Genomic DNA, 22030 nt, shown 5'->3' with positions numbered 1-22030 from the left:
CCCGTCGCGCCTTCGCCGGCCCCGGTGGCGCCGGCTCCGGCGCCTCCCGCACCCGTAGCACCGGTGAACGATCCGGCGGGAGCACAGAACTACGCCGCGGGCAGAATGGCGAGTTTCGGGTGGGACGGGAACGAGTTCCGTTGCCTGGTCAATCTCTGGAACCGCGAGTCGAACTGGCGCACCAACGCCGCCAATCCCTACAGCGGCGCCTACGGCATTCCGCAGTCCCTGCCCGGCAGCAAAATGGCAACCCACGGTGCTGACTGGCAGACGAACTATCGGACGCAGATTAACTGGGGGCTGGACTACATCAAGTACAGGTACGGATCGCCCTGCGCCGCCTGGGCTCATTCCGAAGAGGTCAACTGGTATTAACCCCGGCGTTCTGCCCCGCCCACGCCAGCCGGATGTTGTCAAGAGCTGCCGTTACCGTTTTGAGACTATTCCCAGAAAACTCCGGTAGCGTCCAGCGCTTGTGACTTCACTTGATTCTTCACGCCGCGAACAGACCCGTATCCGCCGCGCCCTGCGCCGGCGCCGCCGCCTTCGGGCGGGAGCCGCCGCCACCCTCGGATCGGTAGCCGTACTCGGGGTGTCCGGTGCGGCCCTGGGAACGGCTGCCGGCGCCAGCCTACGATCTTCGGCCGGGGTGCAGCTGGTGAGCCTGGCTGTACCGCTGCTTGCTTCCGAAGACACCCCGGACCCCGCCGGCTATGGCCCGGCATCCGGCTCCGGGCAGAGCGAGCCATCGGACGACCGCGGGAACGACGGCGGCGCCCCCGCCTCCGGGGACGAAGCCGTGGAGACCGGTGCTCCGGCGGCTGAAGCTGCCGGGGAACCCGGCACGGGAAATCCCGGCACCGACCAGACTGAGGCAGCGGCGGCAGCGGCGGCAGCAGCCGCCGAGGCAGAAGCAGCTGCAGCCGCGGAAGCTGAAGCCGCGGAGGCCGCGGCCCGCGCCGCCACCCCCGTGGATGATCCCGCCGCCGCGAAGGCCTATGCCGCCTCCGCCCTGGCACAGCGCGGCTGGGAGGCATCCCAGCTGAGCTGCCTGGATACGCTCTGGACCAAGGAATCGGAATGGCTCACTAGCGCCACCAATGCCAGCAGTGGAGCGTACGGCATTGCGCAGTCCCTGCCGGCGGAGAAGATGGCATCGGCCGGAACCGACTGGCAGACCAGTTACCGGACGCAGATCAACTGGGGCCTGGACTACATCTCCTCGCGCTACGGCACACCCTGCAGCGCCCTGAATTTCCACTACGCCAACAACTGGTACTGAGAATAATCCGCGGCGGTATTCGGGGCCGGAGCATGGGTGGACGTACCCTAGGAGGGTGAGTGTGACTGTTTCTTCCCCTGCCCCCGATGCACTGCAGCCAAGCCCGCGCACCTATCAGGTCCGCACCTTCGGCTGCCAGATGAATGTGCACGATTCCGAACGTATCTCCGGCCTGCTCGAAGACGCCGGATATGTTGCCGCCGACGGCGACCAGGCGGACATCGTGGTCTTTAACACCTGCGCAGTCCGCGAGAACGCAGACAACAAGCTCTATGGAAACCTGGGGCTCCTGGCGCCCGTCAAGGAACGCCGCCCGGGGATGCAGATTGCCGTGGGAGGGTGCCTGGCACAGAAGGACCGCGAGACCATCCTGCGCAAGGCGCCCTGGGTCGATGCCGTCTTCGGCACCCACAACATCGGCTCGCTGCCTGCCCTGCTGGAGCGGGCCCGGCACAACGCCAAAGCGGAACTGGAAATCCTGGAATCCCTGGATGTCTTCCCCTCCACGCTGCCCACCAAAAGGGACTCGGTGTACTCGGGCTGGGTGTCCATTTCCGTGGGCTGCAACAACACCTGTACGTTCTGCATTGTCCCGTCCCTGCGCGGCAAGGAACGCGACCGCAGGCCGGGGGAGATCCTGGCTGAAATCAAGGCACTGGTGGACGACGGCGCCATCGAGGTGACCCTCCTGGGCCAGAACGTGAACTCCTACGGCGTGGAATTCGGCGACCGCGGCGCCTTCGCGAAGTTGCTGCGTGCCTGCGGCGAGATCGAGGGCCTGGAACGGGTCCGGTTCACCAGCCCGCACCCGGCAGCCTTCACCGATGACGTCATCGAGGCGATGGCCGAAACGCCCAATGTTATGCCCCAGCTGCACATGCCGCTGCAGTCCGGCTCCGACAAGGTCCTCAAGGACATGCGCCGCTCCTACCGGTCCAAAAAGTTCCTCGGGATACTGGACCGGGTCCGTGAACGCATGCCGCACGCCGCTATCTCCACCGACATCATTGTGGGCTTCCCCGGGGAAACCGAAGAAGACTTCCAGGCCACCCTGGACGTGGTGGAGCAGTCCCGCTTTGCCACCGCGTTTACCTTCCAGTACTCCAAACGCCCGGGCACCCCGGCGGCTGACCTGCCGGACCAGCTGCCCAAAACGGTGGTGCAGGAACGCTTTGAACGGCTCACCGCCCTGCAGGACCGCATTGCCGCCGAGGAGAACGCCAAGCAGGTTGGCACCACCGTTGAGGTCATGGTGACCGCCGGTTCGGGGCGCAAATCGGAAGAAACCGGCAGGCTTTCGGGCCGGTCCCGGGACCAGCGCCTGGTGCACTTCTCCGTGCCCGAGGGCGCCCCGGTTCCCCGTCCGGGTGACCTGGTAACGGTTCCGGTCACCGCGGCCGCTGCCTTCCACCTGATTTCAGACCCGGCAACCGCGGCGGATTACTCACTGCGCCGGTCCCGGGCAGGAGACGCATGGGACAGGGTCCAGGCGGATTCCTGCGGTGTTCCGGCAGGGCCCGCGGGCACCCGCAAGGGCGTGTCGCTGGGCATGCCTGTCCTGCCGCCGCGTTCCTGAGGCACCCATGAACTCTGCGCAGCCGGCCGGGCTGCCGGTCATCGCCGTCGTCGGACCCACCGGATCGGGGAAATCCGATCTGGGGGTGGCCCTGGCACTGGAACTGGGCGGCGAGGTGATCAACGCCGATTCCATGCAGTTCTACCGTGGTATGGACATCGGCACCGCCAAAATCACCGAAGCCGAACGGCGCGGCGTGCCGCACCACCTGCTGGACATCATGGACGTCACTGAGGAAGCCAGTGTTTCGGCGTTCCAGACGCAGGCACGTGAGCTCATCCGGGACATCAGTGCCCGCGGCAGGTTCCCCATCCTGGTGGGCGGTTCCGGGCTGTATGTCCGCGCGGCTCTGGACGTGCTGGAATTCCCCGGCACCGATCCGGCAGTCCGTGCCCGGATTGAAGCCGACCTGGAAACGCTGGGACTGCCGGCGCTCCGGGCCCGGCTGCAGGAAGCGGACCCGGTTTCGGCAGAACGGATCAGTGACGCGCGGCGGGTGGTCCGGGCGCTGGAAGTCATCGAACTGACCGGCCGCCCGTTCAGTTCCTTTATGCCGGTGCGCGAGTACGTGCGGCCAACCATCCAGCTCGGACTGCGGGTGGAGCGTCCCGTCCTGCATGAGCGCCTTGCCCGCCGCGTGGATGCCATGGTGGAGCAGGGCCTGCTGGAGGAGGTCCGCCGGCTGGAGCCGCAGGGACTGCGCTCCGGCCGGACCGCGTCGCGGGCCCTGGGGTATGCCCAGTTCCTGGCGGTACTGGACGGGAAGTTATCCGTGCCGGACGCGGCAGACGCTACGGTGGTGGCCACCAGGCAGTTCGCCCGCCGCCAGCTCACCTGGTTCCGTGCCGATCCGCGTATCACCTGGCTGGACCATGACGACCCGCAACTGCTCCACCGGGCAACCGAGGCCGTCCGCGGGTGGGGCCGGCCCAGTATCCTTGGTGAGTGACCAATACTTCTGCTGCTTCGAGCCCTGCCGCTTCCCTGTCCGCTTCCGGCCTCCCGGCGTCCCTCGCCGGACTTCCCTTCGCGAAGGGGCACGGTACCGGAAACGATTTTGTCCTCATCGCCGACGTTGACGGTTCCCGGAACCTGACGGCTGACGAGGTTGCAGCGGTCTGCGACCGGCACCGCGGGGTCGGGGCCGACGGGTTCATCCGGGCGGTCCGCTCCGAATTCGTCGCCGAGGGCCGAGCCCTGCTGGAGACGGCGCCGGAGGCGGAATGGTTCATGGATTACCGCAATTCCGACGGCAGTGTCTCGGAGATGTGCGGCAACGGAGTGCGAGTATTCGTCCACTTCCTGCTTGAAGAACACCTGCTGGAACTCGGCGAGGGGGAGAGCCTGGCCATCGGCACCCGTGCAGGGCTGAAGACGGTGAGCCGCATCTCCGGCGGCTACGCCGTGGACATGGGACCGTGGGAATTCATCTACCCGGACCACGCCGCTGCGAAGGCCATGGACGCCGTCGTAAACGCCGGGGGACTCGAGGTGCCCCGCCCGGGGCTGTCGGTGAATATGGGCAACCCGCACACCGTGGTTGCCCTCGCCGAACTCAGCGAACTTGCCGGCACCAACCTGACCGCGCCGCCGTCGGTACAGCCCGAACCGGAGCACGGCACCAACGTGGAATTCGTAGTCCCCGCGGAGCCGCTGGTTGAAGACGGCGTGGGCCTGGTGACCATGCGCGTACACGAACGCGGCGTGGGGGAGACCCTGTCCTGCGGCACCGGTGCCTGCGCGGCTGCCGTGGCCGTCCGTTTCTGGGCCGGCGCCCAGGCTCCGGACAGCTGGGCAGTAACCGTCCCGGGCGGCGTCGTCGGCGTCCGGTTCCTGGCCGGCCCGGAAGGCCGCGAACACGTGGAACTCAGCGGTCCGGCAGTGCTGGTGGCCCGGGGGATGCTGCTCTAGGCAGCGTCGGAGCGGTGCACCTTCAGGATCCTGAAGGTTTTTGCGGTGCTGTGCCGGGTTACGGCGAACCCGGCCGGCAGCGCTTCGGCCAGCCAGCGCTGCAGCGAATCCGACCCGAGGTTTTTCTGCACCACCAGCCAGGCAGTGCCGCCGGAAGCCAGCCGCGGCAGCCAGAGCATCAGCAGGGCATGCAGCTCTTCCTTGCCAATCCGGATGGGCGGGTTGGACCAGATGGTGTCGAAGCGGACGTCCGGGTCCACGTCCTGCGGCAGGGAAGTAAGGACGTTGTCGCAGCCCAGCGCCGCCGCATTGTCCCGTGTGAGGCCGAGGCTGCGTTCATTGACGTCCACCGCGTAGATCCGGGCCGCGGGGGAGCGCAGGGCCAGCGTCAGGGCTATGGGGCCCCAGCCGCAGCCAATATCCAGCAGGTTGCCCGTGGCCGGGGGCGCGGGGACTTCCTCCAGGAGGACGGCGGTGCCCTTGTCAATGCCGTCGGGACTGAAGATTCCGCCGGCGGTCTGCAGCACCCGTTCGGACCCGGCAAGGGTGACGCGCAGGGGCTTGCGGACCTCGGGTCCGGACGGAGTGGAAGAGAAATAGTGGTCTGAACCCATAACAGTCCAGATTAGTCGCTGTGCGGGTCCGCTGCGGAATTTCCGCGGCTCCGCAGCCGTTGTAAGGAACAGTGCAGAGGCTGGAAATCCATTGCGGTGCCGGCAGGTTTCTGCTGAGAATGGTGGCCCGGGAAATGTCCGTTATCTGGCCTACCATGTTAAGTACATCCTCATAAGGAGATTATGACCATCAACAACTCCCGTGCCCTGAATTCCGGGGACGGCTCCGCAGCAGGTTCCACGCCGGAACTGAGTCCCGCGGACATCCAGGGCGTCATCGACAGGATCCTCTCGAAGGAAAGTGCGGTTGAAACCAAAACCGCGTCCGGCAGCGACCAGCGCCGCGGACGCGCACTGGCACTCGCGGAATCCGGTGAAGAACACTCCGTCCACGACGGTGAACAGCAGGATCTGGAGGAACGCCGCGCACTGCGCCGCGTCGCCGGCCTTTCCACCGAACTCGAAGACGTTACTGAAGTCGAATACCGCCAGCTTCGGCTGGAACGGGTTGTCCTGGCCGGACTGTGGAGCGAAGGCACCGCTGCCGACGCCGAAAACTCCCTGAAGGAACTCGCAGCACTGGCAGAGACCGCCGGCTCCGAGGTCCTGGACGGGATCATCCAGCGGCGCCTGAAGCCGGACCCCGGCACTTTCCTCGGTTCCGGCAAGGCACAGGAACTCAAGGACATTGTGATGGCCACCGGTGCCGACACCGTGATTGTGGACAGCGAGCTGGCCCCGTCACAGCGCCGCGGCCTGGAAGACATAGTCAAGGTCAAGGTCATTGACCGTACCGCCCTGATCCTGGACATCTTTGCCCAGCACGCCAAGTCGCGTGAGGGCAAGGCGCAGGTGGAACTGGCACAGCTGGAATACCTGCTTCCCCGCCTGCGCGGCTGGGGCGAGTCCATGTCCCGCCAGGCCGGCGGCCAAGTGGGCAGCGCAAGCGCCGGCATGGGCTCGCGCGGACCCGGTGAAACCAAGATCGAACTGGATCGGCGGAAGATCCGCACCCGCATGGCCAAGCTCCGCCGCGAAATCGCCGGCATGAAGCCGGCCCGGGAAACCAAGCGGGCCAACCGGCAGCGCAACGCCGTCCCCTCCGTGGCCATTGCCGGCTACACCAACGCAGGCAAGTCCTCCCTGCTCAACCGGCTGACCGACGCCGGGGTCCTGGTGGAGAACGCCCTGTTCGCCACCCTGGACCCCACCATCCGCAAGGCCCAGACCGAAGACGGTATCGGCTACACACTGGCGGACACCGTCGGTTTTGTCCGGTCCCTTCCCACCCAGCTGGTAGAGGCTTTCCGCTCCACCTTGGAGGAAGTGGCAGACGCCGATCTGATCCTGCACGTGGTGGACGCATCGCACCCGGACCCTGAAGGACAGATAGCCGCGGTCCGCACGGTGCTGGCCGAGGTGGATGCCCGCAAGGTGCCGGAGATCATCGTCCTGAACAAGGCCGACGCCGCCGATCCGTACGTGCTGGAACGGCTGCGCCAGCGCGAGAGCCGCCACGTGGTGGTTTCCGCACGCACCGGGGAAGGGATCCCGGAGCTGCTGCAGGCTATTTCCGAAGGAATTCCCCGCCCCGGAGTGGACCTGGAACTGCTGGTGCCCTACGAGCGCGGCGACGTCGTCTCCCGTCTGCACCAGCAGGATGCGGAGATTCTTTCCATGGAGCACGGGGAAACGGGGACCCGGCTGCACGTTATGGTTCGTGAGGGCCTGGCTGCCGAACTGGAGCCGTTTGTCGCCCATGCGTAAAAAGGGCGACACTCAGGGGCCGGAACAGGTCCTGGATCTGCTGGACACCGCAGTCTCGGCCATGGGCGGCCAAAACCGCCCGGGCCAGCATGAGATGGCCCGTCAGGTGGCTGAGGCCATCGAGACGGGCGATCACCTGCTGGTCCAGGCCGGAACCGGCACCGGCAAATCCCTCGCCTACCTCATTCCGCTGATTGCGCACGCGCTTGAAAGCGATAAGCCGGCGCTGGTTTCCACCGCCACGCTGGCCCTGCAGTCCCAGATTGTGGGACGGGACCTCCCGCGACTGCTGAAGACCCTCGAGCCCAAGCTGCCCCGTGAGGTGGACGTAGCGCTGCTCAAGGGCCGCAGCAACTATGTCTGCGTTCATAAGACCGGCGGCGGTTTCCCGGACGAGGACGACGACGCCGGCACGCTCTTTATGCTCGGTGAGGACCAGGCCGTGCCGCACCCTGCGCCTGCTTCCGGACCGACGTCGGCCCTGGGCCGCGATGTTGTCCGGTTGCGGGAGTGGGCCCAGGAAACAGAGACCGGGGACCGGGACGAGCTGCTTCCCGGTGTCAGCGACCGCGCCTGGCGGCAGGTTTCAGTGACTTCCATGGAATGCCTGGGCGCGCAGAAATGCCCGGTGGCTGAAGAGTGCTTTAGCGAACGGGCGCGGGCCAAGGCGGCAGTAGCTGATCTGGTGATCACCAACCACGCCATGCTTGCCATTGCCGCCTTCGAAGGCCTGGCCGTGCTGCCCGACTACGACGTAGTGGTCATTGACGAAGCGCACGAACTCCAGGACCGCGTCACGGGAGCCGTCACCGGACAGCTCTCCGGCACCATCATCGCCGCAGCGGTAGCGGCCGCCCGCAAACACACCTCCGCGAGCCTTGAGCCTCTTGCTGCGGCCGGGCGTGCCTTCGACCAGGTCTTTGCGCCGGTACCCTCGGGCCTGCTGGCCGCCGGCCTGTCCGAGGACCAGGAAATGGTGCTCGGCCATGTCCGAGAATCCACCCGGACGGCGCTGTCGGATTCCAAACCCGAAGGCCCGGATGCAGTGGACGGCGGGCGGCAGATGGCCCGCTCACGGCTGCTGGCTGTGCAGGAAATGTGCGAACGCATCCTCGATGCCGGCAATTCCGGCGAGGTCGTCTGGGCATCGCGGACGAGCACTTTTGCGCCCGGCGCCGGCTACACCGCGCCCGAAGAGGATTCGCCGCCCGTCATCAACGTGGCCCCGTTGTCCGTGGCAGGCCGGCTGCGGGAGGGACTCTTCGACGGGCATACCGTGGTCCTGACCTCGGCGACCCTTGCCATCGGCGCCGAGTTCGGCCCCGTGGCCGGCGCGCTGGGACTCCTGGGTGCCGGTGCCCCGAAATGGACGGGCACCGACGTCGGCAGCCCTTTCGACTACCCCCGCCAGGGTGTGCTGTACGTGGCGAAGGACCTGCCCAAACCGGGACGTGGAACCTCGCCGGAACAGCTCGACGAGATTGAGGCCCTGATCAAGGCCTCCGGAGGCGGTGCGCTGGGACTGTTCTCCTCCCGCCGGGCGGCCGAGGAAGCCGCCGAGGCGCTGCGTTCCCGCGTGGATTTCCCCATCCTGTGCCAGGGTGAATCCACCATGTCCGCCCTGGTCAAACAGTTTGCGGAGGATGACGAGACCTGTCTGTTCGGCACCATGTCCCTCTGGCAGGGTGTTGACGTTCCGGGAGCCTCCTGCCGGCTGGTGATTATGGACCGGATCCCGTTCCCGCGCCCGGATGATCCGCTGATGACCGCCCGCACCCGTGCCGTGGCCAAGGCGGGCGGCAACGGCTTTATGAGCGTTTCCGCCACCCACGCCGCCGTGCGGCTGGCACAGGGCGCCGGCCGGCTGATCCGGGCTTCCGGCGACAAAGGCGTGGTTGCGGTGCTTGATTCCCGCCTGGCCACCGCCCGGTACGGCAGCTTCCTGCGGGCAGCCCTGCCGCCCTTCTGGGCCACGACCGACCGGGCCGTGGTCCTGCAGGCACTGCAGCGGCTCGCCGGGCAGCCAGCGGACGCGGGAAGATGACCCGGCTGGACCAGTCGATATGCGCGCGGATAAACACGTGCCGTTAAACAGCAGTGCCCCGGCCGGTAGCCGGGGCACTGCTGTTTAGTCCCTGTGGGTATTTCGGTCTGGAGCCTAGAGGGAACGCATAACCGATACGACTTTGCCCATGATGGTCGCTTCGTCGCCCAGAATCGGTTCGTAGCGCGTGTTCTGCGGCAGCAGCCAGGTGTGCCCGTTGCGCTGGCGGAACGTCTTGACCGTGGCCTCGTCCTCCAGCAGGGCCGCGACGATGTCACCGTTCTCGGCGGTGGGCTGGCGCCGCACCACCACCCAGTCGCCGTCGCAAATGGCCGCATCGACCATGGAGTCACCGGCAACCCGGAGCATAAACAGGTCACCGTGACCCACGAGTTGGCGGGGCAGGGGAACCACTTCTTCAACCTGCTGGTCGGCAAGGATGGGCCCGCCTGCGGCGATCCGTCCCACCAGGGGCACCATGGCCGTGTCGATTGCCGTGGTGAGGTCTGCCACCGCGCCGCCTGAGCCGGCCACGCCGGTAGCGGACCCGTCCTGCGCGGAGCTTTGACGTGTGACGGCATTGCCGGAACCGGAGGTGCCTGCGGACTCAGCGCCGGGGGCCTCGCCGTTACGGGAGGAACCGGCATCGCGCAGCAGCAGCGGAACCAGGATCTCCATGGCCCGGGGGCGCTTGGGGTCGCGGCGGATGTAACCGAGTTTCTCCAGCTGGCTCAGCTGGTGGGTGACGCTGGAAAGGCTCGCCAGACCGACAATGTCGCCTATCTCGCGCATGGACGGCGGGTAGCCGTTGGTGCTAACCGAACGCTGGATGGTTTCCAGGATCTTGGTCTGGCGCGCAGTCAGGCCCTTGGAGCGGCCTGCCGGCGCGGCAGGGGGAGGGGTGCTGCCATTGGAAACAGTCCTGCGGGCCACGTCGGCTTCCCTTCACGGACGGCCCGCGGTTGCGGGCCGGTTGGTTCTGGCGGTTCTGGCGGTTTGAATCTGGCGGTCTGGTTCTGTCCGGGCGGTGCTGCAGCCCGGTCTTTGTCCGGTCCCGGCCGTTTTGTCAGAGGCGGATGGTTAGTTGGTTCCAGCCGCTTCCGATGGGTTCAACGCTAGGGGAGCGCAGCACGTTTATCAAACATATATTCGAGCGAGTCTCGACATTGTTCGTAGATAAGTGCTAGAAATGTTCGAGTACAACTTAGAACATACGTTCGAGTCCGGGCTGCCGACACCTCGGTGGCTCCACCAGATGTTCGAATGCAGTTTCGAGCCGCAGTGTTTCCTCCCGTGCTTATTGCGGGCGGACGGCGGCAGCTCTGCGCTTCGGACCGGAAAGGTATTGACATGTCAGTACACGTACTTCCCGCTGTTCCTTCTGCAGCCGCACCCGCTTTATCCCAGGCACCTCTGCGCCTCACCCGCCGGGGCCGGCTTCTCCTGGTTGGAGCACCGCTGATGCTGACCTCGGCCGCCCTGCTGGTCTTCATTGGATTCTTCACCGCACCCGCCATGGCCTCGGGCAACTCCCCGGAGCAGACCCGCACTATCCAGGTGAGCGTTTCGAACGGGGAATCCCTGTGGTCTCTCGCCACGGAATTCGCCCCTGACCGGGATCCCCGCACCGTAGTTGCCGACATCGTGGAACTGAACAACCTGGATGATGCCACTGTGCCGGCCGGCCGCCAGCTCTACATCCCGGTGACGCGCTGACCTTCGGGAACCGGGCTCCTGCGTGCTGCATGCGGGAGCCGTCCCCTGCCTCAGGCTCGCGGACTGGTCTTTATCCGGGGACCGGTCTCCGCCTAGGGAGCGTTCTTCATGGAGGGACTTAGAAGTGCAGGCAGGCGGCCCGGATTCCGGAACTGTCCCCGCAGCGCCTTAAGCTGTACTGGTGAGTGAACAGCTGGAAAACCTGAACCGACTTCCCCTGCGCGATGACCTCAGAGGCCTGACGCCCTATGGGGCCCCGCAGCTGGATGTGCCGATCCTGCTGAACGTCAACGAAAACACCCATGGACTGCCCGAGCACGTGCGCCGGGCCATCGTTGCCGAAGTGGAGTCCGCCGTCGGCGGGCTGAACCGCTACCCGGACCGAGAATTCACGCAGTTGAGGGAAAACCTGGCACGGTACCTCGGCCACGGGCTGGTGCCGGAGAACATCTGGGCAGGCAACGGTTCCAATGAGGTTCTCCAGCAGATCCTGCAGGCTTTCGGCGGTCCCGGCCGGACGGCCATGAGCTTCCCGCCCACCTACTCCATGTACCCGTTGCTTGCCAGCGGTACCGGCACCGCCTACGTCACCGGCACCCGGGAAGCGGATTTCTCCCTGACCCCGGAATCGGCCGCCGCGCAGATTCGTGCCCAGGCACCGAACATCATCATTTTGTGCACGCCGAATAATCCCACGGGAACGGCCCTTGGCCTGGACGTCATCGAAGCTGCCTACGAAGCGGGCGAAGCGTCCAACGCCATCGTGGTGGTTGATGAGGCCTACGCGGAGTTCTCCCACGCCGATACCCCCAGCGCCCTGCAGCTGCTGCCGGGACGGGAACGCCTGATCATTTCCCGCACCATGTCCAAGGCCTTTGCCCTGGCCGGGGCTCGGATCGGATACCTGGCTGCAGCACCCCAGATTGCGGATGCCCTGCGCCTGGTCCGGCTGCCCTACCACCTCTCGGCCATCACCCAGGCCACGGCCAACGCCGCGCTGACCCATGCCGATGCCCTCCTTTCCAATGTGGAGGACATTAAGGGCCAGCGTGACCGGATCGTGCGGGAGCTGACGGACCTCGGACTGGACCCCGCACCCTCGGACGCAAACTTCGTGCTCTTCGGCGGCATGGAGAACCCCCGCGCTGTCTGGGAAGGCCTACTGGAAGCCGGCGTCCTGGTTCGGGACATCGGCATTGAGGGCCATCTCCGCGTCACGGCCGGTACGGAAGCTGAAACGGATACCTTCCTTACCGTGCTGCGGTCCCTGCTTCCGGCCTGAACGGCCCGCCGTCCGCGGCGGCCACGATTCCGGGACCCGGCCGCACCGGGACTAAACTGAGAACCTGCCGGAGCTTTGTCCATTGCTCCGACCCCGACCTTCCTGAAGGAACCCCATGACTGTGGAGACCGCTACCGGACGCACTGCCCGCCTTGAGCGGACCACGAGTGAATCGTCCGTCCTCGTTGAACTGGACCTGGACGGCACCGGCCGCGCAGACATCAGCACCTCCGTGCCGTTCTACGACCACATGCTGAACGCGCTGGCCAAGCACTCCCTGATGGACCTCACCGTCCGGGCCACCGGCGACACGCACATCGATGTCCACCACACGGTCGAGGACATTGCCATCAGCATCGGCGAGGCACTCAAGACCGCCCTGGGCACCAAGGCAGGCATCCGCCGGTTCGGCGAGGCTACTGTTCCGCTGGACGAGGCGCTGGCCCACGCCGTCGTCGACATCTCCGGACGCCCCTACCTGGTGCATTCCGGCGAACCGGCCGGACAGGAATACCACCTGATCGGCGGGCACTTCACCGGCTCGCTTACCCGGCACGTGTTTGAAGCCATCACCCTGCACGCCCAGATCTGCCTGCACATGCGGGTGCTGGGCGGGCGGGACCCGCACCACATTGTCGAAGCGCAGTTCAAGGCCTTCGCCCGCGCCCTTCGCGCCGCCGTGGAATCGGATCCGCGGGTAGAGGGAATTCCGTCCACGAAGGGCGCCCTGTGAGTGCCCGCAACGTCACGGTCCTGGACTACGGCTCCGGAAACATCCGCTCAGCCGTCCGCGCCCTTGAGCATGCCGGTGCGAACGTTACCCTCAGCGCCAGGCCCGACGACGTCCTGAACGCGGAAGGGCTCGTGGTCCCCGGCGTCGGTGCCTTCGCGGCCGTGATGCAGGGACTCAAAGACGTGGATGCCCTCCGCATGATCGGCCGCCGGGTTGCCGGCGGGCGCCCGGTGCTGGGTATCTGCGTGGGCCTGCAGGTCCTCTTCGAGGAGGGCGTGGAACACGGCGTCCGCACCAAGGGCATGGGCGAATGGCCCGGAGTGGTGGAGCGGCTTGCTGCCGACGTCGTGCCCCACATGGGCTGGAACACCGTGACACCGCCGGAAGGTTCAGCGCTGTTCGAGGGCCTCGAGGACGAACGGTTCTACTTCGTGCACAGCTACGGCGTGCAGAAGTGGGACTTCGACGTCACCCAGCCTGCCATGCGCCCGCCCCAGGTCACCTGGGCGGACCACGGCGGACCCTTTATTGCCGCCGTTGAGAACGGCGCCCTGTCAGCCACCCAGTTCCACCCGGAAAAGTCCGGCGAAGCCGGCGCTGCGCTGCTGAACAACTGGCTGAAGACACTGGGCTAGCGGCTATGTGGAGCATTGTTCTTATGGGCCTGGCCGGTCTGCTGATTGGCGGTGCGGTGTCCTTCCGCAGCCAGGGCATGTCCAAAATTATTGTTATCAGTTTCTGGGTTTTGGCCGGAATGGCCCTGCTGGGTGCCTACCTGCTGACCCTTAACCTCTCCTGACCCCACCACCGAAAGCACAAGAGATGCCCTTCAGCGAAACCCCCGTCCTTGAACTCCTGCCCGCCGTTGATGTGGCTGACGGCCAGGCCGTGCGCCTTGTGCAGGGCGAAGCCGGCAGCGAGACCAGCTACGGCGATCCGCTGGATGCCGCCCTTGCCTGGCAGAATGACGGCGCGGACTGGGTCCATCTGGTGGATCTGGACGCCGCCTTCGGCCGCGGCTCCAACCTGGACCTGCTCAGCCGCGTGGTGAAATCCCTGGACATCAAGGTGGAACTGTCCGGCGGCATCCGCGACGACGAGTCACTGGACAAGGCCCTGGAACTCGGTGCGGCACGCGTCAACCTCGGCACCGCTGCACTGGAGAACCCCGAGTGGACCGCCAGCGCCATTGCCCGCTACGGCCAGGCCATCGCCGTCGGCCTCGATGTCCGCGGCACCACGCTGGCGGCACGCGGCTGGACCAAGGAAGGCGGCGACCTCTGGGAGGTGCTGGCCCGCCTGGAGGAAGCCGGCTGCCCGCGCTACGTGGTCACGGACGTGACGAAGGACGGCACGTTGCGCGGACCGAACATCGAGCTGCTGCGCGAGGTGCTGAAGCGTACCGACCGCCCCGTGGTGGCTTCCGGCGGCATCTCGAGCCTGGATGACCTGGCAGCCCTGCGCGAGCTGGTTCCCCTGGGCCTGGAAGGAACCATTGTGGGCAAGGCGCTCTACGCCGGTGCCTTCACCCTGCCGCAGGCCTTTGACGTCGCCGGGCACCCGGACCGCTGAGAATGGCTGCTCGCGAACTGCCCGGACATATCGCTGCGGCACTGGCCGGTGCCGGCGGCCCCACTGATTCGGCGGGGCAGCCGTGGGCAGGCCGGGACCTGGCCGGTGAGGGAAATCCGCTCCACAATTTCGACAGCGATGACGGACGGGCCAATCCCGGTTACGTGGACGCCGTCGCCAAGCTGATCGCCGGCACCGGCAGTGAAGCGGAGGTGGTGGCCTCCCTCGCCACCGCCCGCGTGTTTGTCCCGATTGTGGCCGTGCTCGGCGAGGAAACCGAATCCGAGCACGGACTCACGGCCGATAAACAGGCGGACATGGCGCTGGTCACCCTGACCGCGCCGGACGGGCGCAAGGCACTGCCGGTATTCACGTCGGTTGAGGCACTGGAACGCTGGCACTCCGAAGCCCGGCCGGTGGCCGTGTATACGCCGCGGGCAGCGCTCTCCGCTGTTTCGGAGGATGCCCAGCTGCTGGTGGTCGACCCGGGAGCGGATTTCACTTTTGTGGTCCGCCGCCCGGCCATGTGGGCGCTCGGCCAGCAGCGCGACTGGGTGCCGTGTTACACCGACCCCGCCCTGGTGGAGATGGCCGAAGCGGCCGCCGGGCCGGACCCGCAGATCCTGGCGGTAACGCTGCAGCAGGGGCAGGGCACCGCCTCCAGGACCGCCGACGGAACACCGGTGGGCGGGGGAGGGGCCGGCCCGGAGCTTAGAATGATTCTCCAGCTTGCGCCCGGACTTGGTCCGCAGGACATCCAGGCCATTGTGGCCGCCCTGCAACAGCGTTTGACTGCCAACCCCGAGTTTGTTGAGCGCGTGGATTCCCTGGACATCAAAATCACCCGCTGACCCGTCAGGCGTAACCCCGCCGGAAGAGAACTGCCGTGAATTTTGGTCTGTACCGCGAAATGCTGCGGATCGCACCGATCCGCCGCCTGCTGATAGTCGGAATGATCGCCCGGTTTCCGCATTCCGCGGCGGGCGTCCTGCTCACCCTGCATGTAGTGAACACCATGGACCGGGGCTATGCGGCCGCAGGTGCCGTGGCAGCCGTGGTCACCATCGGCATCGCCGTGGGCGCTCCCTGGCGGGGACGGCGGGTGGACACCATTGGGCTCCGGAAGGCCCTGATCCCGTCGGTCATCGCCGAGGCAGTGATCTGGAGTACGGCCCCGCACGTGAGCTTTGAGTGGCTGCTGGTCCTTGCACTGGTGGGCGGAGTGTTCACCCTCCCGGTCTTCAGTGTGGTCCGCCAGTCCCTCGGTGTGCTGGCCACCGGCGAACAGCGGCGTACCGCCTTTGCGCTCGACTCCATCGCCACCGAGCTCATCTTTATGATGGGCCCCGCGCTGGGGGCCGTGATTGCCACGCAGATATCCTCCGTGATCGGGCTGACCGCGGTGGGACTTTCCGCGGCCGTGGCCGGGCTCCTGCTGATCTGGTTCAACCCGCCCACGCGTTCCCCGGAACCTGAGAAGGCTGTGACCGCAGTTGACGAGCAGGAGGCTGCGGCGGCCACCGCTGTGGCGGTGGCGCCGGCAAATATCCAGGAAGCGCCGATGGAGCTTACCGGTGCGGGCCTGCCCGACGGCCCGCAGAATATGTTCGAGCGGCTGCGTCACGGAGTGGCCGGGAACTTCACCTGGTTCAGCCCGGCAGTGGCCGTGGTGTTTGCCGTTGCCATAGGTGCAGGGCTTTTGCTCTCCAGTACCGACGTCGGGATTGTGGCCTCGGTGGAAGCCGGCGGAAATCCCTCCGAGGTCGGCATCGTTTTCGTGGCCTGGTGTGCCGCCTCAGCCATTGGCGGGATTGTCTACGGCGCCATGAAGCGCCGCTTCTCGCCGATGTCCCTGCTGCTGACCATGGCGGTGCTGACCATGCCGATGGCCTTCGCCACGGACACCCTGAGCCTGGCCCTGCTATCCATTCCCGCAGGCCTGCTCTGCGCCCCGGTACTTTCTGCAGCCTCGGAGCGGGTGGCGGATCTGGTGGCCGAGAACCGGCGCGGTGAAGCCATGGGCTGGTACGGCTCCTCCATGACGGCCGGTACCGCACTGGGTGCGCCCGTGGCGGGCCTGGCCATTGACGTGATCGGGCCCTGGTCCGGTTTCCTGCTGGCCGGCGGCGCTGCAGCGGTGCTGGTGCTGGCAACGCTGTCCGCCCGCCGGCTGTTCCTGCGTTCCGCACCCGTCCGCTAGGCCTGCCATGCCGGCCCGGGCATAAAAACGCCCGAAGAGCTTCACCAGGTGAGGCTCTTCGGGCGCGCTAAGGGGTGCGGAGCGGGTTAGCTGACGGGGCCGGTGAATTTCTCGCCCGGGCCCTTGCCCGGCGCGTCCTGGATTACCGACGCTTCGCGGAAGGCAAGCTGCAGGGAACGCAGGCCGTCACGCAACGGTCCTGCGTGCTGGCTGCCGATTTCCGGCGCGGCAGCCGTGACAAAGCCGGCCAGGGCGGTGATCAGTTTCCGTGCCTCGTCCAGGTCCTTGAGGGCCTCGGCGTCGTCGCCTTCGGCCAGGCCGCACTTGACGGCTGCTGCGCTCATCAGGTGGACCGCCGCCGTCGTAATGACCTCGACGGCCGGAACCTCGGCGATGTCGCGCATCTGGTCGGCGACTTCCTGCTGTGCAGCTGCAGCGGTTTCGGACTCTTCGGTTGTTCCGGGGAAGGAGTGGCGGGTTGCTTCCCCTGCCGGATTGCTCTGTGGGGTACTCATACTGGTAAGCTTGTCACAGACCGACTGGTTGTCGTTACTTTCAATGCCCTCTACGGGCGGGATGAAAATCACACTTTCTCCTGAAGGCGGCGTAACCGGTATGCAAGCGGAGTCCCCTCCCACCCGCGTCAGCCTGACTGCCTGTAAAGGCCGCAGAGTTGCCGGGTTCAGGTCGGCCCCGACGGGCCAGCAGCAGGAAAGTCCACGGACTTCCCGAAGCGGCTGAACCGTTCCGGGAGCTAACTGCCTCGAACCGGCTTCGAGACAGTTACCGCCGACCCTCCTACGGGCCTCCGATTGCGCTTGCAATTGGGGGCCTTCTTCAGTTGCAGGCGGTAGCCGTTTTGAACAACACAGGAGCTGCAACATTAGCGAGCCAAGAATCAATGATCGGATCCGCGTCCCCGAGGTGCGGCTGGTAGGTCCGGCAGGTGAGCAGGTAGGCGTGGTCCGCATTGAGGACGCACTCCGCCTTGCAGCCGAGTCCGACCTGGATCTTGTTGAGGTAGCACCGCAGGCAAAGCCCCCGGTGTGCAAACTAATGGACTTCGGCAAGTACAAGTACGAAGCCGCCGTCAAGGCACGCGAAGCCCGGAAGAACCAGACGAACACCGTTCTGAAGGAAATCCGGTTCCGCCTGAAGATTGACACCCACGACTACGAAACCAAGCGTGGCCACGCCATGCGGTTCCTGGGCGCAGGTGACAAGGTCAAGGCCATGATCCAGTTCCGCGGCCGTGAGCAGCAGCGCCCCGAAATGGGCATGAAGCTGCTGAACAAGTTCGCCGAGGACGTCGCCGAGGTGGGTGTGGTTGAGTCCACGCCGCGCATCGACGGCCGCAACATGGTCATGGTCATCGGCCCGCTGAAGAACAAGGCCGAAGCCAAGGCGGAAGCACGCCGCGCCACGCAGCGTGCAGATGCCAAGGCTGCCAACGAGGCTGCCAGGAACGGTGAAGCACCTGCACGGGTGGACACTTCCGCGGATAAGGCTCCGATGACTCAGAGCCTTGCCGACCTCCTGCCGGACGGTCTTCGTCTGGGCTCCTCCGCTGCCGAGGCCGATAAGGCCCGTGCAGAGCAGGAGCAGGCAGAGAAGGAGCAGGCCGCCAAGCGCGCCAAGGCAGCTGCTGCTGAAAAGGCCGCCACCGAGGCCCGCCGCGTTGCCGCTGCCAGCAAGCCGGCCCCCGCGCCGGCCGCTGAAGCCGCTCCCGCCAAGCCGGCGGAGGTTGCCAAGCCTGCTGCTGCTCCGAAGCCCGCAGCGGTCCCGAAGCCTTCCGCGGCAAAGCCTGTGGCACCGCCCAAGCCGGCTGCCCGGCCCAAGCCTGCTGCGGCCCCCAAGCCTGCCGGCAAGTCGTCCCCGCGGGGAACGTCCGGCTCGAACAAGCCCGGAACTGCAGAGTAGTTTTCCTGCACGCTGTCCTGGCACCAGTAATAAAGCCCTGACACCTGCCCAGGTGTCGAAAGCCCCGCGGGCCTGCCCGCGGAAACCTAAAGGAGATCGGTAGACATGCCGAAGATGAAGACCCACAGTGGCGCCAAGAAGCGCTTCAAGCTGACCGGTACCGGCAAGCTCAAGCGCCAGCAGGCCAACCGCCGCCACTACCTGGAGCACAAGCCCTCCACGCTGACCCGCCGCCTGGCCAACGACAAGCTCGTTGCACCGGCTGACGCCAAGGTCATCAAGAAGATGCTGGGCATCTAACTAATCCCCGACAGCCGTCCCGTTCGGGCCGGTTTCACCCCATCAAAACTTTCCCCGCTCCTGGGCCGTCCAGGCGCAGTGACTTACCAAGTCGGGGAGATTTACCAAAAGGAGTACGCACGTGGCACGTGTGAAGCGGGCGCTTAACGCCCACAAGAAGCGTCGGGTTATTCTCGAGCGCGCCAAGGGTTACCGCGGACAGCGTTCGCGCCTGGTCCGTAAGGCCAAAGAGCAGCTGCTGCACTCGTTTGTGTACAGCTACGGCGACCGCCGCAAGCGTAAGGGCGACTTCCGCCGCCTGTGGATCCAGCGCATCAACGCTGCTTCCCGCGCCAACGGCCTGACCTACAACCGCCTGATCCAGGGCCTGAAGCTCGCCGAGATCCAGGTTGACCGCCGTATGCTGGCCGAACTGGCCGTCAACGACGCCGCTGCCTTCGCTGCGCTGGTCCAGATTGCCAAGGACGCCCTGCCGTCCGACACCTCGGCTCCGGCCGCCGCCCAGGCTGCTCCGGCTGCCAAGGCTGCTCCCGCCGCCAAGCCGGCCGCTGCCGTAGCCTCCGCCAAGGGTGGCTTCAAGGCTTCCGAGGGCGACGCCCCCGAAGGCTTCGTTATCAAGGGCAACCTGGGCTCGGGCAAGTACCACGTCCCGGGTTCCACCTGGTACGAGCAGACCGTTGCTGAATACTGGTTCGATTCCGTGGAAGCAGCCAAGGCTGCAGGCCTGGAGCCGGCTGGCGGCGAATCCCGCCAGAAGTTCCAGGGCTAAGGGAATCGGTCTCTAAAAGACGATGAACCACGAAGGGCGCCCGCAGGCACCGCTTATGTCCAACCCCCGAGCTGATCGGGTCCGAGATGTGGCGAAGCTTGCCGGGCGCTCTTCGCGCTTAAAAACCGGCCGCTTCCTGGCTGAAGGGCCGCAGGCCGTCCGGGAAGCGCTGTCCGCGCACCGGGCGGCTGCCGCTGCCGGCGGCCCCGCCGTCGTGCACGAAGTGTATGCAACACAGGCATGCCTTGACCGCCTGCCGGAGCTGGCCGATCTGGCCCGCGGGACCGTGCTGCGCCTGGCCACCGACGAAGTCCTGGCCGCGATGGCCGACACCGTGACGCCGCAGGGCATTGTCGCTGTCTGCGCCATCTCCACCGCCACCCTTGCCGACGTGCTGGCATCCGGCGCGAAGCTGGTAGCAGTGCTGTGCGAGGTCCGCGACCCCGGCAACGCCGGCACCGTCCTGCGCGCCGCGGACTCCGCCGGCGCCGATGCGGTAGTGCTCACCGCATCCAGCGTGGACATTTTTAATCCCAAGGCGGTGCGCTCCACCGCCGGATCACTCTTCCATCTGCCGGTCATTACCGGTGCAGACTTTTCCGAAACCGTCGCCGCCCTCAAAGACGCAGGCGCGACGGTCCTGGCCGCCGATGGCTACGGGAACGTCAACCTGGACCGGCTCCAGGACCTCAGCGCGGTACGGCGCGCGGGCGGCAGTATCCCGGCCGGCGCGGACGACGGCGCGCTGCCGCGGCTTGAAGCCTCGACCGCATGGCTGTTCGGCAACGAAGCGCAGGGCCTCTCTGACGCAGAACTGGCCGCCGCCGATTACCGGGTGGCCGTGCCGCTCTACGGCAGTGCGGAGAGCCTGAACGTCGGTACCGCCGCCACCGTGTGCCTCTATGCCTCGGCGCGTGCCCAGCACAACTGAGGCGCCTGACCTGCCCTAGCGCTGCAGCGCCTTTTCCGCAGCACCAGGGGCGGGATCACCGGCCATACGACGCCGGTCCAGGGCCCCGCTGAGCAGGGCGACTCCCAGCCCCAGCAGGGCGAGCACGGCACCCACGATGGCCGGTGAACGGAAGCCCCAGCCCCACGCGATTACCAGTCCGCCGGCCATGGCGCCCAGGGCATTGGCCATGTTCAATGCCGCGTGGTTGAGCGACGACGCCAGCGATGCCGCGCCGGGGGAGACATCGAGCAGCCGCGTCTGAAGCGCCGGTGTCAGGGCCGAACCGATCGCACCCACCAGGAACACCAGGATGATCGCTCCGGCCTTGTACTGGACGCCCCAGGCGTAGACGGCCAGGATCAGTACGGTGCCGGCCAGGACGGCGTAGATGCTGCCCATCACCGAGCGGTCCGCGATCCGTCCGCCGACAATGTTTCCCACTACCTGTCCTACGCCGTAGAGGCCCACGATCAGCGGCAGCACTCCCATGGAGAAGCCGGCCACCTCGGTCATGGTGGGGGAGATGTAGGTGTAGACCGCGAAGAAGCCGCCGAAGCCGACGGTACCCACCAGCAGGGCGAGCCACATCTGCATCCGGCGCAGGGCGCTGAGTTCGCGCCGGATGCTGGCATCCGGGTGGGTGGCCTGGAACGGAACGAACCAGGCGACGAGGGCGACGGTCAGCAGGGCTATGGCGCCGACCAGGACGAACATCCAGCGCCAGCCGGCCAGCTGTCCCAGCCAGGTGGCAAACGGCACCCCGACCACATTGGCGATGCTCAGGCCAAGCATGACCATGGAGATGGCCCAACCGCGCCGGGTCGGCGCCACCAGGGACGCAGCGATCACGGCAGCCACGCCAAAGAAGGCGCCGTGGGGCAGGCCCGAGAGGAAGCGGGTGACCAGCAGCCACCCGTAATCCGGCGCGATGAAGGAGGAAAGATTCGCGACGGCAAAGAACGCCATGAGCCCCAGGGCCAGCCACTTGCGCGGCATCTTGGCTCCCGCCGCCGCAAGCAGCGGCGCACCGACAACGACGCCGAGGGCATAAGCGGAGATAACGTGGCCGCCTTCGGGGACGGAGACACCCAGCTCGGCGATCATCTCCTGAAGCAGGCCCATGATGGCGAATTCGGTAGTGCCGATGGCGAAGCCGCCTGCGGCCAGGGCTGTGATGGCCAGGGAGACACGATGGGTTTTAGGCGTCATTACGCGCAGGGAAGGCATTGGTGCGGGGTGCTTTCGGATCAGCGGTTGCGCGGAGCCGGCGAAAGGCGCGGGCGCGTCGGGCGGACCCGTGGTCAGAGCGGAAGAACGGATGCAGCCGTTGGCCGGGGCCAAACGGCCACGGTGCCGTTCCTTCCCAGTCTAGGACAGGCGGCACCGTAGACT

23 protein-coding genes are annotated in these 22030 nt (G+C 66.6%); 19 read left to right on the top strand and 4 right to left on the bottom strand.

All coding sequences use genetic code 11. The features are described 5' to 3' along the window. The 5 genes from AC5RVB_RS13810 to dapF form a co-directional block, all read left to right on the top strand. A partial coding sequence (locus AC5RVB_RS13810) for an aggregation-promoting factor C-terminal-like domain-containing protein (RefSeq protein WP_494142935.1) occupies window positions 1–375 on the top strand: 375 nt, incomplete at its 5' end. A gap of 100 nt (window positions 376–475) precedes the next feature. After that, window positions 476–1282 carry an aggregation-promoting factor C-terminal-like domain-containing protein gene (locus AC5RVB_RS13805; protein WP_227904462.1) on the top strand — a complete coding sequence of 269 codons (807 nt, stop codon included), beginning with the start codon at window positions 476–478 and terminating at the stop codon, window positions 1280–1282. A gap of 55 nt (window positions 1283–1337) precedes the next feature. Further along, entirely contained in the window at window positions 1338–2858 is a 1521-nt protein-coding gene (miaB, locus tag AC5RVB_RS13800; protein WP_494142934.1) for a tRNA (N6-isopentenyl adenosine(37)-C2)-methylthiotransferase MiaB, read from the top strand. Window positions 2859–2865: 7 nt separating this feature from the next. After that, window positions 2866–3807 carry a tRNA (adenosine(37)-N6)-dimethylallyltransferase MiaA gene (miaA, locus tag AC5RVB_RS13795; RefSeq protein ID WP_227904466.1) on the top strand — a complete coding sequence of 314 codons (942 nt, stop codon included), beginning with the start codon at window positions 2866–2868 and terminating at the stop codon, window positions 3805–3807. Between the two features lie 35 nt (window positions 3808–3842). Continuing rightward, window positions 3843–4769, top strand: coding sequence for a diaminopimelate epimerase (gene dapF, locus AC5RVB_RS13790; protein WP_227904609.1), 927 nt, complete (start codon window positions 3843–3845; stop codon window positions 4767–4769). Here the strand turns inward: dapF and AC5RVB_RS13785 are convergent. Continuing rightward, window positions 4766–5383, bottom strand: coding sequence for a class I SAM-dependent methyltransferase (locus AC5RVB_RS13785; RefSeq protein ID WP_227904468.1), 618 nt, complete (start codon window positions 5381–5383; stop codon window positions 4766–4768). The genes dapF and AC5RVB_RS13785 overlap by 4 nt on opposite strands. Before the next feature lie 183 nt (window positions 5384–5566). Here AC5RVB_RS13785 and hflX point away from each other — a divergent pair, with 183 nt between their 5' ends. Both hflX and AC5RVB_RS13775 read left to right on the top strand, forming a co-directional pair. Then, window positions 5567–7150: a GTPase HflX gene (hflX, locus tag AC5RVB_RS13780; RefSeq protein WP_227904471.1), complete on the top strand. Its 1584-nt coding sequence runs from the start codon at window positions 5567–5569 to the stop codon at window positions 7148–7150. Next, the gene (locus AC5RVB_RS13775; protein ID WP_494142933.1) at window positions 7143–9194 is read left to right on the top strand and encodes an ATP-dependent DNA helicase; all 2052 of its coding nucleotides are present in this window, start codon (window positions 7143–7145) and stop codon (window positions 9192–9194) included. The genes hflX and AC5RVB_RS13775 overlap by 8 nt, the downstream gene beginning before the upstream one ends. A gap of 114 nt (window positions 9195–9308) precedes the next feature. Here the strand turns inward: AC5RVB_RS13775 and lexA are convergent, their stop codons facing one another. Then, complete coding sequence (gene lexA / locus AC5RVB_RS13770) at window positions 9309–10058, bottom strand: transcriptional repressor LexA (RefSeq protein ID WP_227929054.1); 750 nt, start codon at window positions 10056–10058, stop codon at window positions 9309–9311. 486 nt (window positions 10059–10544) lie between these two features. Here lexA and AC5RVB_RS13765 point away from each other — a divergent pair, with 486 nt between their 5' ends. The 8 genes from AC5RVB_RS13765 (at window position 10545) to AC5RVB_RS13730 (ending at window position 16697) form a co-directional block, all read left to right on the top strand. After that, the gene (locus AC5RVB_RS13765; protein WP_227929019.1) at window positions 10545–10910 is read left to right on the top strand and encodes a LysM peptidoglycan-binding domain-containing protein; all 366 of its coding nucleotides are present in this window, start codon (window positions 10545–10547) and stop codon (window positions 10908–10910) included. Between the two features lie 181 nt (window positions 10911–11091). Then, on the top strand, window positions 11092–12192 hold the full coding sequence (locus tag AC5RVB_RS13760) for a histidinol-phosphate transaminase (RefSeq protein WP_494142932.1): 1101 nt from the start codon (window positions 11092–11094) through the stop codon (window positions 12190–12192). Between the two features lie 115 nt (window positions 12193–12307). Beyond that, window positions 12308–12925 (top strand): imidazoleglycerol-phosphate dehydratase HisB, encoded by a 618-nt coding sequence (gene hisB / locus AC5RVB_RS13755; protein WP_227929021.1) that lies wholly within the window; start codon window positions 12308–12310, stop codon window positions 12923–12925. Next, window positions 12922–13560, top strand: a complete 639-nt coding sequence (hisH, locus tag AC5RVB_RS13750) for an imidazole glycerol phosphate synthase subunit HisH (RefSeq protein WP_227904481.1) — start codon at window positions 12922–12924, stop codon at window positions 13558–13560. Before hisB ends, hisH begins: the two co-directional genes overlap by 4 nt. A gap of 5 nt (window positions 13561–13565) precedes the next feature. Beyond that, window positions 13566–13724, top strand: a complete 159-nt coding sequence (locus AC5RVB_RS13745; protein ID WP_227904483.1) for a hypothetical protein — start codon at window positions 13566–13568, stop codon at window positions 13722–13724. Between the two features lie 23 nt (window positions 13725–13747). Continuing rightward, on the top strand, window positions 13748–14497 hold the full coding sequence (gene priA, locus AC5RVB_RS13740) for a bifunctional 1-(5-phosphoribosyl)-5-((5-phosphoribosylamino)methylideneamino)imidazole-4-carboxamide isomerase/phosphoribosylanthranilate isomerase PriA (RefSeq protein ID WP_227904486.1): 750 nt from the start codon (window positions 13748–13750) through the stop codon (window positions 14495–14497). Between the two features lie 2 nt (window positions 14498–14499). After that, window positions 14500–15348, top strand: coding sequence for an SseB family protein (locus AC5RVB_RS13735; RefSeq protein WP_227929022.1), 849 nt, complete (start codon window positions 14500–14502; stop codon window positions 15346–15348). Between the two features lie 35 nt (window positions 15349–15383). Next, complete coding sequence (locus AC5RVB_RS13730; RefSeq protein WP_227904490.1) at window positions 15384–16697, top strand: MFS transporter; 1314 nt, start codon at window positions 15384–15386, stop codon at window positions 16695–16697. 86 nt (window positions 16698–16783) lie between these two features. Here the strand turns inward: AC5RVB_RS13730 and AC5RVB_RS13725 are convergent, their stop codons facing one another. Then, window positions 16784–17212: a DUF1844 domain-containing protein gene (locus tag AC5RVB_RS13725; RefSeq protein WP_423723770.1), complete on the bottom strand. Its 429-nt coding sequence runs from the start codon at window positions 17210–17212 to the stop codon at window positions 16784–16786. A 409-nt stretch (window positions 17213–17621) separates the two neighbouring features. Between AC5RVB_RS13725 and infC the strand changes: the two genes are divergently transcribed. The 4 genes from infC (at window position 17622) to AC5RVB_RS13705 (ending at window position 20617) form a co-directional block, all read left to right on the top strand. Continuing rightward, window positions 17622–18617, top strand: a complete 996-nt coding sequence (infC, locus tag AC5RVB_RS13720) for a translation initiation factor IF-3 (RefSeq protein ID WP_494142931.1) — start codon at window positions 17622–17624, stop codon at window positions 18615–18617. A 105-nt stretch (window positions 18618–18722) separates the two neighbouring features. Continuing rightward, on the top strand, window positions 18723–18917 hold the full coding sequence (gene rpmI / locus AC5RVB_RS13715) for a 50S ribosomal protein L35 (protein WP_146363238.1): 195 nt from the start codon (window positions 18723–18725) through the stop codon (window positions 18915–18917). A gap of 121 nt (window positions 18918–19038) precedes the next feature. Further along, window positions 19039–19686 (top strand): 50S ribosomal protein L20, sunset domain variant, encoded by a 648-nt coding sequence (gene rplT / locus AC5RVB_RS13710; RefSeq protein WP_227904492.1) that lies wholly within the window; start codon window positions 19039–19041, stop codon window positions 19684–19686. A 22-nt stretch (window positions 19687–19708) separates the two neighbouring features. Next, window positions 19709–20617 (top strand): TrmH family RNA methyltransferase, encoded by a 909-nt coding sequence (locus AC5RVB_RS13705; RefSeq protein WP_494142930.1) that lies wholly within the window; start codon window positions 19709–19711, stop codon window positions 20615–20617. A 15-nt stretch (window positions 20618–20632) separates the two neighbouring features. Here the strand turns inward: AC5RVB_RS13705 and AC5RVB_RS13700 are convergent, their stop codons facing one another. Beyond that, window positions 20633–21847 carry an MFS transporter gene (locus AC5RVB_RS13700; protein WP_227904497.1) on the bottom strand — a complete coding sequence of 405 codons (1215 nt, stop codon included), beginning with the start codon at window positions 21845–21847 and terminating at the stop codon, window positions 20633–20635. Window positions 21848–22030: the final 183 nt, after the last annotated feature.

Source organism: Arthrobacter sp. Y3225209 (assembly GCF_059090685.1).
This window is presented reverse-complemented; position numbering and strand designations above follow the sequence as displayed.

Coding starts and splice junctions, on each gene's coding strand:
- priA (WP_227904486.1), top strand. CDS start 13,748: ATGCCCTTCAGCGAAACCCCCGTCCTTGAACTCCTGCCCGCCGTTGAT.
- AC5RVB_RS13775 (WP_494142933.1), top strand. CDS start 7,143: ATGCGTAAAAAGGGCGACACTCAGGGGCCGGAACAGGTCCTGGATCTG.
- AC5RVB_RS13705 (WP_494142930.1), top strand. CDS start 19,709: ATGAACCACGAAGGGCGCCCGCAGGCACCGCTTATGTCCAACCCCCGA.
- hisB (WP_227929021.1), top strand. CDS start 12,308: ATGACTGTGGAGACCGCTACCGGACGCACTGCCCGCCTTGAGCGGACC.
- AC5RVB_RS13725 (WP_423723770.1), bottom strand. CDS start 17,212: ATGAGTACCCCACAGAGCAATCCGGCAGGGGAAGCAACCCGCCACTCC.
- AC5RVB_RS13745 (WP_227904483.1), top strand. CDS start 13,566: ATGTGGAGCATTGTTCTTATGGGCCTGGCCGGTCTGCTGATTGGCGGT.
- AC5RVB_RS13785 (WP_227904468.1), bottom strand. CDS start 5,383: ATGGGTTCAGACCACTATTTCTCTTCCACTCCGTCCGGACCCGAGGTC.
- hflX (WP_227904471.1), top strand. CDS start 5,567: ATGACCATCAACAACTCCCGTGCCCTGAATTCCGGGGACGGCTCCGCA.
- AC5RVB_RS13735 (WP_227929022.1), top strand. CDS start 14,500: ATGGCTGCTCGCGAACTGCCCGGACATATCGCTGCGGCACTGGCCGGT.
- AC5RVB_RS13700 (WP_227904497.1), bottom strand. CDS start 21,847: ATGACGCCTAAAACCCATCGTGTCTCCCTGGCCATCACAGCCCTGGCC.
- rpmI (WP_146363238.1), top strand. CDS start 18,723: ATGCCGAAGATGAAGACCCACAGTGGCGCCAAGAAGCGCTTCAAGCTG.
- miaA (WP_227904466.1), top strand. CDS start 2,866: ATGAACTCTGCGCAGCCGGCCGGGCTGCCGGTCATCGCCGTCGTCGGA.
- AC5RVB_RS13765 (WP_227929019.1), top strand. CDS start 10,545: ATGTCAGTACACGTACTTCCCGCTGTTCCTTCTGCAGCCGCACCCGCT.